Genomic DNA, 13,297 nt, shown 5'->3' on the forward strand with positions numbered 1-13,297 from the left:
AATTTTTGGCATAAGATAAATAGAACGAAAGGGTAATTTAATGACTAAATTTTTTGTAAAAAAGCCATATTTCGTAGTAGTGGCAGTAATAATTATTCTCCTTATCGGGGGAGTAAGCTTAAACAGAATGAATATGGATTTAATGCCGGATATGGAACTGCCATATATTATGGTAATAACAACCCAGCCGGGAGCTACTCCTAAAAAAGTTGAAAATGACGTTACAAAGCCACTGGAAAGTTCTCTTGGAACAGTAAATGGGGTGGAAGACGTAAAAAGTGTTTCTGCTGATAACTACAGTATGATAATGCTACAGTTTGCAGATGATACCAATATGGATTCGGCTTTGGTAAGAATATCAAAGGTTTTAGATACGGTAAGCCTTCCTGATGAATGTGGAACTCCCAATATAATGGAAGTAAGCATGGATATGGTGGCAACCATGTACGTAGGTGTGGATTATAAGGGTAAGGACATAAAAGAACTTACGGATTTTACTAAAAATACTCTGCAACCTTACTTTGAAAGACAAAATGGTGTGGCAAGTATTACCTCTATGGGATTTACCACAGATTCCATAGAAGTAAAGCTAAACAGTAAAAAAATTGACAAAATTAATGATAAAATCCTGGCTAAAACAAACAGTAAATTGGTAGATGCACAAAAGCAGATAGATGATGCACAAAAGAAATTATCAGATGGGGAAAAGGAATTATATTCCCAAAAGTCTAATTTAGATGACACTCAAAAAAGCACTAATAAGCAGTTAGCTGATGCCCAGGTTAAATTATCCCAGGCACAGGCTGTAAAAAATGCTTACGAGGCATCCCTTAACAGCTTAAAGGCAGGTAAAAGTGCCCTTGAAGCGGAGCAGAAGGCATATGAGGATGCAAAGGTTGAAGATATGTACAATAAAATTGACAAGACGTTTACAACTTTTAGCTCTCAGTATGGTGAACTGGCAAAACAGGCAGGGGTAACTGTTCCTAAAAATATTAAGGATGCGGTGAATAACAAAAAGGAATTTGAAACTTTTGTAAAGTGGCTGGAAAAAATAGGTTACGGCAAAGAAACAAAGGAATTAACCTACAAAAATCTGAAAAAGGTTTATGACATTGTAGAAGTGAGAATGCCTCAGATAAAAACTGAACTGGCAAATCTTGAAATAGAAATTAAGGCAGCATCAATGATGAATGACACTATTTCAGGACAGATGAAGGGAATAGACGAAAATCAGTCAAAAACAATTGAAGGGGGATATAACGCTGCCGCAGGATTTGGTGCAGGTCAGGCACAGATAGCAGCAGGTCAGACTCAGTTAGAAAGTGCTAAAAAAGATTTAAAAGATGCAAAGAAAAAACTGGAAAATTCAAGAAAAGCTGCTAAGGAGAATGCAAATGTGGACGCATTGTTAAGTATTGATACATTATCTAATCTTATTTATGCTCAAAACTTTTCAATGCCTGCGGGATACATAGACGATAAAAATGACAACCAGTGGTTGATTGATGTGGGAGATAATTATACCGGTAAAAAGGAAATTAAAGATATGGTTCTCACAAAAATATCCGGCATTGGAAAGATTAAATTATCAGATGTAGCTGATGTAACAGTGGTTGATAATGCGGGAGAAAGCTATTCAAAAATTAATGGTGGGGATGCAATATTACTTGCCATATATAAATCAAGTACAGCCAACACCAGTGATGTGTCTGATAACATAAAATCAGCATCAAAGGAACTGGAAAAGAAATATGATGGTTTGTCAGTAACAACCATTATGGATCAGAACAATTATATAGATATGATTATCAGTTCCGTTTTAAGCAGTATGCTTATTGGTGCAATTCTTGCAATTATTGTGCTGGCACTGTTTTTAAAGGATATTAAGCCTACATTAATAGTAGCCTTTAGTATACCATTTAGTGTGTTGTTTGCCGTAGTTATAATGTATTTTACCAACATCACATTAAATGTAATGTCTCTTGGAGGCTTATGTCTTGGAATAGGAATGTTAGTAGACAACTCCATTGTTGTAATGGAAAATATTTACAGGTTAAGAGGACATGGCATATCCGCACCAAGAGCTGCGGTACAGGGTACTAAACAGGTGGCAGCACCTATTGTGGCTTCAACCTTAACTACCATAAGTGTATTCCTTCCTATGGTATATGTTACGGGAATGATTAGTGATTTACTGATGCCTTTTGCATTTACCATTTCATATGCCCTTATAGCATCCCTTATTGTGGCAATGACTGTAGTTCCTACTATTAGTGCAACAGTTTTAAAAAACACAAAAACAAAACAGCATAAGTTATATGACAAAGTAAATAATTACTACGGAAAGGTATTAGAGAAATGTTTGAAGCATAAGGCAATCCCTCTTATAATCTCTGTTTTACTGCTGGTAATATGCGTTGTGCAGGCATTTAGAATGGGGCTTGTAATGATGGATGACATGGTAAGCAATCAGATTTCAGTAAGTCTTACAGTAGATGATGACACAGAAAAGAAAGAGGCATATGCCACAGCTGATAAGGTAATGGATGCCATACTTAAGGTTAAGGGAATTGACAAGGTAGGTGCCATGGATGGAAATGCCGGCGCCACATCATCTGTTTTAGAAGGAGCCGGTGGAAATTATACCTCCTTTATATTTAGTGTAATAACTGATGAAGACATAAAAACTACAGGTCAGTTTAAGAAAATTATAAAAGAAATTGAGGACAACGCTAAAGATATAAAATGCAAAGAACTTAAGGTGTCATCTTCAGCCCTAGGAGACACATCAAGTCTTTCCGGTAACGGACTTCAGGTAAATATATATGGTGATGACCAGAATAAACTTGTGTCTATCAGCAAAGACGTTAAAAAAATGATGGAAGACATTAAGGGAACAGAAAATGTAAAAGATGGCATCAGTGAGAAAAATAAACAGATACATTTAGAAATAAATAAAGATAAAGCGGCAGAATATGGGCTTACAACAGCACAGATTTACCAGCAGTTAGCGGCAAAGATAAAAACAGACAAAACAGCCGTAACAATTACTGTGGATAACAAGGATATGGATGTTAATGTAATAAATGACCTTGATAAGCCGGATGTTGAAAATCTCATGAATACGGAAATTACATCTACAACTAAAAATGCATCAGGAGAAGATGTAAATAAAACCTATAAGCTATCTAAGTTTGCAAAAATGATTAAGGGAGAAAGTGTCGACAGCATAAGAAGGGAAAATCAGTCAAGATATATGTCTGTAACAGCTGAAGTTAAAGAAGATTACAATGCTACACTTTTGTCAAGACAGTTAGAAAAGTCTTTGGCAAAGTATGATACACCGGATGGATATAACATAGAAATTCAGGGTGAATCAGCTCAGGTAATGGAAATGATAAAACAGATGCTGTTAGCCCTTGCTTTAGGTTTCGTGTTTGTATATCTTATTATGGTAGCACAGTTCCAAAGCATTTTATCTCCGTTTATCATTATATTTACGGTTCCATTGGCATTTACCGGAGGTATGATTGGACTTATGATATTTGGTCAGTCTATATCAGCCATGGCGCTTATGGGATTTATGATACTTATGGGAACAGTTGTAAATAACGGAATAGTGTTTGTGGATTATGCCAACCAACTGAGGATAAAAGGAATGGAAAAACGGGAGGCATTAATCAGAACGGGAAAAACAAGAATGAGACCAATACTTATGACAGCCCTTACCACTATTTTATCCATGAGTGTTATGGTATTCTCACAAAATGCCGGTGATGCAATGCAAAAGAGTATGGCTATAGTGGTTAGTGCAGGTTTACTGTATGCAACATTAATGACATTGTTTATTGTTCCGGTTCTATATGACATTTTCTATAGAAAGAAACCAAAGGTCATAGATGTTGGAGATGACAATTTGGATGATATTCCGGATGAAACGGCAATGTAAATTATATATGAAAGGATGTAGTGATGGATTTTATAATTGAAATATTAAAGGTTATATTTTTAGGAATAGTTGAGGGAATAACTGAGTGGTTGCCAATAAGCAGCACCGGACATATGTTACTGGTAGATGAATTTATTAAAATGAATGTAAGCAGTGACTTTAAGGAAATGTTTTTCGTGGTAATTCAGTTAGGAGCAATTCTGGCAGTTGTGGTTATGTTCTGGAATAAAATGTGGCCTTTTAAAAGAAAGGATACAGAAGATGGAATTAACAAAAAAGGCTCAATCCTTAAAAAGGATATATGGTCTTTATGGTTTAAGGTTGTAGTAGCCTGTATACCGGGAGCGGTTGTTACAATAGCTTTTGATGATTTTATTGAGGCACATTTACATACACCTACAGTTATAGCCATTACACTTATATTCTATGGTATTGCTTTTATAATAGTCGAGCGTTGGAATAAAACAAGAACACCAAAAATCAACACTCTTTCAGACATAACATACAAAACTGCATTTATAATTGGTTTATTTCAGGTGTTATCCATAATCCCGGGAACGTCCCGTTCAGGTTCAACAATAATCGGTTCATTGCTTATTGGGGTATCAAGAGTGGCAGCAGCAGAATTCACATTTTTCCTTGCAGTGCCGGTTATGTTTGGACTTAGTTTTATAAAACTTTTAAAATTCGGTTTGTTATTTACAGTATCTGAGTTAAGCATTTTGCTTGTGGGAATGGCAGTGGCGTTTTTTGTTTCATTACTTGTTATAAAGTTCCTTATGGGATATATTAAGAAGCATGATTTCCAGATATTTGGATGGTATAGAATTATTTTAGGAGCAGTAGTTTTAGTATATTTTCTTTTTAGATAAAATTAATTAATATGAAAAGGTTTCAATCTGATTTTACGTTAGGTTGGAACTTTTTTTGTTTATAGTTGTTTTTTCTTGTATTTATTTGTGCAATTTACCAGTTCTGAGGATAAATTTGGTAAAATGGCTTTAAAGATTTAGTTAAAAGTGCTAACATATAATAGATTTCGTAATTATTTTTGTTAAATATTAAGGAGGGAACAATGAAATTGAGTGATTTTAGAAAGAAATCAATCACAAGACGTGTCTGGAGTGTTGTCTTAACCATAGTAATGGTGTTTAACCTTATGTGTGGTTATGTAGCAGTTTCAGAAAGCAGTGTGACAGATGTAAAGGCTGCCACAAAGACTCTTGCTGAATTGAAAGCTGAAAACAAGGCTTCATCGGCAACTTACCGTAACGTAATGTATTACGGTGAATGGTCAGTTTATGCAGGACAGAAGAATTTCTATCCAAGTAAAATTGACGGAAGTTTAATTACACATTTAAACTTCGCATTTATGGACGTGGATGAAAAAGGTAATTTAAATGTTTGTGATTACTGGGCAGATTTTGATAATCCTAATGTTGGATACAGCGTTGGCTCAGAATCTTTATATGCCGGTGTATTAGGAGCAATGCTTCTTTTAAGACAGCAGTACCCTAATATGAAAATCGGTATTTCCGTAGGTGGGTGGACAAGATCAGGAGCATTTCCTAAACTTGCATCAACTGCAGAAACAAGAAAAAAGTTTGCGCAGAATATTGCAAAATTTGTTCATTATTACGGATATGATTTCGTAGATATTGACTGGGAGTATCCTACAGCAGACAGAGACCCGGATCCTACAGGAAACGGAGTAACTGTTGATAAAGGATGTAAAGGCTCAGAGGCAGATACAAAGAACTTTACACTTCTTATGCAGGAACTTAGAAATACTTTAGATGAGTATAGTGTAAAAGATGGTAAGTATTATGAATTATCATGTGCCATGTCAGCATCACCGGCTATGATGGCAAAAATCGAATATGACAAAGTTTTACAGACAGTAGATTTTGCCAACATGATGACATATGACTTAAATGGTGCGTGGAACGGATATACAGCTCACCAGACAGCTTTATATACTAACGATTCATATGATCATGACAAGCAAAAAGATGCGCAGTTCTCAGTAGATACATGTGTTAAATATTTAGAAGATACATATGGCGATAAAGTTGATATGTCTAAGGTAGTAATTGGTGTTGCACCGTATACAAGAGGTTGGGCAGAAGTTAAAAATGACGGCTTAGATCCTGACAACCCGGGACTTTATGCAACAGCTACACCTAACAGTGTTAAGGCAGCTGACGGAACTACAAGTGGTACATATGCATATGGCGATATTGATACTCTTATCAGTCAGTACAAATTAAAAGAATATTATGACGAAAAGGCTCAGGCAGCTTATTACTATAGTGCAGAAACAGGATATTTCTTTACATGTGACAATGAAAGATCCGTTGCTGCAAAAGGTGATTATGTAAAGAAAAAAGGTCTGGGTGGTCTTATTTCATGGATGGCTTCATTAGACAGCACAAATGCAGTAACTAAGACTATGAAGGATTCTTTATATGGTTCAGCAAGCCTTCCAAACCAGAAAATTGTAATTCCACAGAAGGATAACATTTCAGTGGATATTGCAACATCAGGCAGTGCATATACATTTACTGTAAAAAACAATAACACTCTTACTGAATCAAGTGAGGCAACATTGCCTAACCCTTCAGGTGATAAGGCAGCATTGCCACAGGCAGAAACATTTGGTGAGTCAGTGGCATATCCTACGTTTTACTTTAAGACAAAGAGCGGGGAGATTCTTACAGGAGATTGGCAGTCAGGTGGAACAATTTCCAGCGGAAATGGATATACAATTATTACTCCACCAGCATGGAGTTCAAAGAAATTTGCACCGGGTGATTCTCTTACATTTACTTTGAAAACATCAGGAACAGCTAAGGCATCTGATATTTCAGAAATCTATATGACATCAAAGGCATTAGAAAATGGTGAAGAGATGGGCAAAACCGTGTTATACTCAGATGGAACCCCGGCCCAGACTGAAACAACTAAAAAAGATGATACACACGTTACAACTAAAGAAGGTGAAGTTGTAACATCAAAGGATAATGTTACAACAAAAGAGGATTCTACAACAAAGGCAGCCACAGGAGATTATCCTGTATGGTCACCTGACAGTGTTAAATATGAACTTGGAGTTCTTGTTCAGTATGAAGGAAAAGTATATGAATGTACATATGGTCATACTTCAAATTCAGGCTGGTCACCAATATTAGCAGGTACACTTTGGAAGGAAAGAACTGACTTAGTAGCAGGTAATCCTGAAACAACTAAGGGATCAGGAGAAGAACAGACAACAGAGGATAATTATACTGTAAATGGTAAGTTACCACAGCATATGGTTACAGGATACTGGCATAATTTCTTAAATGGCTCAAAGGCACTTAAGATAAGTGATGTTCCTACATATTATGATATGATTTGTGTTGCCTTTACAGGAAACACATCAACTCCGGGAGAGGTTACATTTGAACTAGACAGTGACTTGTGTAAGGAACTTGGAGGATATACAAAGGCACAGTTTATACAGGATATTAAGGACGCAAAGGCTAAGGGACAGCATGTTATTATTTCTGTAGGTGGTGCTGAAGGCAGAATTGAAATCAACAGTGAGGCAGCAGCACAGAGATTTGCTAACGGATTAATCAACATTATTACTGAATATGGATTTGAAGGTGTTGATATTGACCTTGAGGGAAGTGCTGTTACAGGTGTTGATTATATTGCAGAAGCACTGAGAACAGTACATGATCATTTTGGAGATGATTTTATAATTACAATGGCTCCTGAAACATATTATATTCAGGCAGACAGATTATCAGCTAATGATATTACAACTTCATATTTAAGATTGGCATTAAAGATTAAGGATATTTTAACAATCTGCTATCCACAGTTCTACAATACAGGTGGAATGAACGGATACGGTGGATCAATTGTAAATCCGGGAACAGCTGATTTCCTTACTTCAATGTCAACATTAGTAATCGAAGCAGGACTTAGGGCAGATCAGGTAGCGTTTGGTGTTCCATCAATGGCTAAGGCAGCAGGTAGTGGTTATGTGTCAAATGACACTATAAAGACAGCACTTAATTCCATGGTAAACGGTACTTCATCAGGAGGCTTTACACCGCCAAGAAAATACCCTACATTCAGAGGTGTAATGACATGGTCAATCAATTGGGATGCAACAAATAATTATGCATGGGCTAAAGCTATGGATGCAGCAGTAGATGAAATGCCAACTACAGAGGTACCTACAAAGGCACCGACTGTAGAAACAACCAAAGCCCCTACAGTGGAAACAACAGCACCGGGAGAGGTTACAGCGAAACCTACAGAAGTTATTGGACTATCTTTAATTTCACAAAATGGTGCAGAGGTAGCCTTTGCATGGGGACAGACACAGGATCAGATTAAGTCAGGTCAGACATACAACGTTTATATAGATGGAAGTTTTTATCAATCATATACAGCTGCTACACAGGTAGCTTATACATTTACTAAAAACGGAAGTCATACAATAAAGGTTACAGCAGCATTAAACGGTACGGAAACAGCAGGAAGCATACTTAGTATTAAGGTTTCAGGATTATCTGAATCAGACACAACAGTGGCTCAAACAGAAAAGCCTACATCAGGTACACCAACAACAGGTCTTTCATCAAGACTTATGATTGGATATTACCATACATGGGATAATGCAGGAAATCCGTTTATTAAATTAAGAGATGTTGACAGTAACTGGGATGTAATTAATATTTCCTTTGCAGAACCTGTTAGTGCAGGAAGTACAGATGGAAAAATGCGATTTAACATTTCAGGTCTTTCAAGCAGTTATACAAAGGAAGACTTTAAGCAGGATATTAAAACATTACAGGCTAAAGGAAAGAAAATAGTTCTTTCCATTGGAGGATACGAGGGATACTTCTCTTTAGATTCACAGGCAGCTGTAAATCAGTTTGTAAGTGATATTAAGGGATTTGTAGATGAATACGGATTTGATGGAATTGACATTGACTTAGAACAGTCATCTGTACAGTTTGCCCAGGGCAATGATAAGGATATCAGAAAAATTAATTCACCTAAATTAGCTAACATGGTTTCAGCAATTAAGACTATTGTACACAGCTATGGCGATGATTTCATTCTCTCATGGGCACCTGAAACATTCTATATGCAGATGGGATATATGTACTATGCAGGAATTAATCAGTATTGTGATTCAAGGGCAGGTTCATACTTACCAATGATTAATGCATTACGTGAGGAAACAAGCTTTGTACATGTTCAGTTATACAATTCAATTGCCATAACAGCACCGGATGGAGTTTCTTATAATATGGGAACAAAAGAAGGGGTTGTAGCAATGTGTAACATGTTACTTGACGGATTTTATGTAGGAGCAGGAGCCGGTGTTGCAAAGAGTGAAGCAACATACTTTGCACCACTTAGACCTGATCAGGTAGTAATTGGTGTTCCGTCATCAGCCGGTGCAGCAGGAAGCGGTCAGATATCTAATGCAAACCTTCAGGCGGCATTCTCAGAGATTGATGCAGCTCATCCGGGACTCAGAGGTATTATGTCATGGTCTATCAACTGGGATTCATCACAAAATGGCAATTCATTTGTAAGAGAGAATCAGGCATTCTTATCTAACTTAAGAGGTGATGAGGAAACAACACAGAAGCCGACAGAGAAACCTACTGAGGCACCAACAGAAGCACCTACACAGGCACCGACAGAGGAACCTACTACAGCTGATCCTAAGACTATTACAATCAGTGATGATGTTAATATTGAAGGATATCAGGTAAGTACGACTCTTGGAGGAAGTAGAGTTGTTGGTTCTGTAGAACCTACAATAGATGGAAAGAATGTTACTAAGTGGGGATTTGTTTATGCGGTAGATACAATAGATGGAAATTCTTTGGGAGTAACAGATGCAGATATGTATGTTGGTTCAACTAACAAATATGTAGTTTCATTAGATTCTACACCGGCAGGAACAAGTAATACAGTTCTTGGAAATTCAACAACAGCAACATATTTTGTAAGAACTACATTGTTTAGTACAAACACTGCCAGAGAGTTTACAACAGAATATAAGGTAAGAGCATACGCAGTTCTTAGTGATGGAAGCTATGTATATAGTAAGGCATATACTTACTCAGTATATAAGATTTGTGATCAGCTGTATCAGTCAAAGAAGATGAATACAAGCGCTGCACATGATTACTTATATAATAATATTCTTAAGGTAGTTGATCCTTCATATAAAGAAGTAGATTACAACTGGAGCAATATAGTTGTTAAATAACAACATAATAATATAATTACGGGGGACCGTTGAATTGGTACATATCAGTTCGACGGTCTCTTTTAATGTCCAAATAAAGTTTTATGTTTAGATGTTTTTATAATACAAACTCACGACTAAAAAACAGTCATAATATAAAAAATCAGACAAATGTAATAAAAAAACTAGACAAATGTATAAAAAGGTGTTATTATACATCTAGTAAGAAATTGTACACAAGTATAAAAAATAAATATATGTAATAAATTTATAGAAGGAGGAAGTCACATGGCCAATTCAAACATTACCAAAAAGGCACTGGCTGAAAGCCTTAAAGAACTAGGTTCAACCAGAATACTTGATAAGATAACGGTTGCTGACATTACGGAACATTGTGGTGTAAACAGACAGACTTTTTATTACCATTTTAATGACAAGTATGAGTTACTTGCCTGGATTTACAATCAGGAACTGGTAATTCCCCTGACAAAGGATCTTACTTTTGATAACTGGGGAGAGAAGATATTAGAGCTTTTGGTTTATATGAAACAGAAAAAACAGTTTTTCATGAATACCATAAAGTCTAACAATGATTTCTTTTCGGTATATCTTGAAAGAATATTTATTGAGTTATTTAATAAGGCGATAAAAGATTTAAACCTTTATACTCATCTTGATAAAAAGATGCGTGACATTTACGCAAGATTTTTTGCATACGGTCTTACGGGAATTATAGTTGACTGGGCACTTAAAGGAATGAAAGAAGGAGAAGAAGAGTTAGCACAGCTACTCCAGGATATTTCCTTTAGTTCAGAAAAGATAGGACACGAATTATATTTGTATCACAAAAATGAAACAGATAAATAAGCAGACGGCGTATATGCAAAATTATAAGTTAGTACAAAAAATAAATACAGTTATGAAACTGTCTAATGATTAAAAGATACATAACTGTATACTTTATTTTAGATTTTTTATAAAGGAGTGAAGTTTGTTATGAAGAATTACATTCAAAAAGGAATTAGTTTAACATTAGTAGCGTCAATGGTTGTATGTGGCTTTAGTGGTTGTGGAACAACAAAGACTACAGATAACACTGACAAAACATTAGGCACTGCAAAGGAAACAAACAATGAGGCAAATGTTGAGGCGTTGCTTACAGGCAAGTTAGGAGATGCAAAGGACACTGATAAGAAAGAAACAGTATATGTTGAAATGAATGCTGACGGAACAGTTACCAAAACAACAGTAAGTGATGTTCTTAAGGTGAAAGGAAAAGACAACATAAGTGATGTTTCAGATTTAACAGATATAACAAATATTAGTGGTGATGAGGCATTTACCACAGATAATGGTAAGCTGATATGGGAAAACAAAGGCAAGGACATTTCATATCAGGGAACAACAACAAAGTCAGCACCAATTGATATTAAGGTTTCATATTATCTTGATGATAAGGAAATTTCTCCTGAAGATTTAGCAGGAAAAAGTGGTAAGGTAAAAATTGTTTATGATTACACAAACAATTCAAAAGAAGTTGCAGGAAACTTTGTTCCATTTATTACATTAACAGGAATGATTTTAGATGATAACTTCTCAAATGTAACAGTAGATAACGGAAAAGTAGTAGATTACGATGATAACAAAATCGTTGTAGGATATGCAGCTCCGGGATTTAAGGATCATCTCCTTGATACAATTGACAAGGCAAAGGATTACATTAGTGACATTGATATTCCTGAAAGTGTTACTATTACAGCTGATGTTAAGGATTTTTCAATGGATATGGCACTTACAGTTGCAACATCGGAATTAGGTGACATTGATTTAAAGGATACATTTGATTTCTCTGATATAGAGGAAAAAATGGATGAATTAAAGGATGGAACTGATGAATTGGTAAATGGTGCCACAAAGCTTAATAATGGTGCTAATGAATTAAAGAGCGGTTCATCAAAAATCAACAGCGGTGCTTCTGATATTGCAAAATATACTTCAACATTATCAGATGGAACAAAAGAGTTATTAGGAAAGTATTCAATATTTAATCAGTCACTTTTAGAAGCTCTTGCATCAGCTGATGATGGAGCAGGCAAACTTAACAAAGGTGCAAAAGATTTATCATCAGGTTTAGCAACTGCCAAGGCAGCATTTGAGGATACAAAGAAATCCCAGGGACTTAACAATGGAGCAAAGGCATTAAATAAAGGTGCAAAAGAAGCAAATGCAGGTGTTAAGCAGTTAGCGCAGACATTACAGGGAACACCATCATCTATTCAGACACAGATAGATGGAATAATTGCTAAGTTAAATGCAGCAACAGGCGGATTGATTTCCAGTGAAAAGGTTTTAAATCAGATTGTTGAAGGTATAAATGGAGCTGTTACTAAAGGCATGGATTTAAATACGGTTCTTACAGCTAAAGGTCTTGATGTAAACACATATTATACATTACTTCAGGCTTATTACAGTGTTCAGACTCTTGAAAGTGTAAAGAGTACATTTGAAGCACAAATCAGTGCAAGTGCAGCAGATATTCAGAAGTTACTTGCAGGAATGGATTCCCTTGAAGCAGGAACAACATCCCTTAGCAGTGGAGTTACAAAGTTATATTCAGGAATTAAGCAGTTAAACACAGGAGCAGCAACTTTAGCCAAAGGAACAGCTGACCTTAAATCAGGAACAGGTGAACTTAAGAGCAAGATTGGCGCTGCAAGCCCACAGATTAAGAGTGGTATCGGAACTGTAAATTCAGGTGCATCACAGATTAGTGATGGTGCTAAAACATTAGCAGCCGGAACAAAGACTCTTGATAATGGTATTGTTACATTAGCAAACGGTACTAAGGACTTAAAGGATGGAACAATTAAATTAAATAAAGAAGGTATCAGCAAGATTACTGAAATATTCGGAGAAGATACTAAGGATGCAGTAAACAAAATCGAAGATGTTTTAAACGCAGGAAAGAAGTATAATTCATTCTCAGGAATTAACAGTGACATGAGTGGAGATGTTAAGTTTATCTTCAAAACAGCAGAAATTAAATCTGAAAAGTAAAGGAGCTGATATTT

General features: G+C 35.9%; 5 protein-coding genes. All 5 read left to right on the plus strand.

Annotation, left to right across the window (positions count from 1 at the left end; genetic code table 11):
* Window positions 1-40 precede the first annotated feature (40 nt).
* The 5 genes from H8S00_RS09090 (at window position 41) to H8S00_RS09110 (ending at window position 13,283) form a co-directional block, all read left to right on the plus strand.
* Window positions 41-3,952, plus strand: a complete 3,912-nt coding sequence (locus H8S00_RS09090) for an efflux RND transporter permease subunit (RefSeq protein WP_118589396.1) — start codon at window positions 41-43, stop codon at window positions 3,950-3,952.
* 23 nt (window positions 3,953-3,975) lie between these two features.
* Window positions 3,976-4,824 (plus strand): undecaprenyl-diphosphate phosphatase, encoded by an 849-nt coding sequence (locus tag H8S00_RS09095; protein ID WP_021952268.1) that lies wholly within the window; start codon window positions 3,976-3,978, stop codon window positions 4,822-4,824.
* Between the two features lie 203 nt (window positions 4,825-5,027).
* Entirely contained in the window at window positions 5,028-10,247 is a 5,220-nt protein-coding gene (locus H8S00_RS09100) for a glycosyl hydrolase family 18 protein (RefSeq protein WP_186840443.1), read from the plus strand.
* A 267-nt stretch (window positions 10,248-10,514) separates the two neighbouring features.
* Window positions 10,515-11,093 carry a TetR/AcrR family transcriptional regulator C-terminal domain-containing protein gene (locus H8S00_RS09105; protein WP_021953744.1) on the plus strand — a complete coding sequence of 193 codons (579 nt, stop codon included), beginning with the start codon at window positions 10,515-10,517 and terminating at the stop codon, window positions 11,091-11,093.
* Window positions 11,094-11,222: 129 nt separating this feature from the next.
* Entirely contained in the window at window positions 11,223-13,283 is a 2,061-nt protein-coding gene (locus tag H8S00_RS09110; protein WP_021953745.1) for a hypothetical protein, read from the plus strand.
* Window positions 13,284-13,297 lie beyond the last annotated feature (14 nt).

The sequence above is a fragment of the Eubacterium segne genome (assembly GCF_014287775.1).
GTDB lineage: Bacteria > Bacillota > Clostridia > Lachnospirales > Lachnospiraceae > Eubacterium_G > Eubacterium_G segne.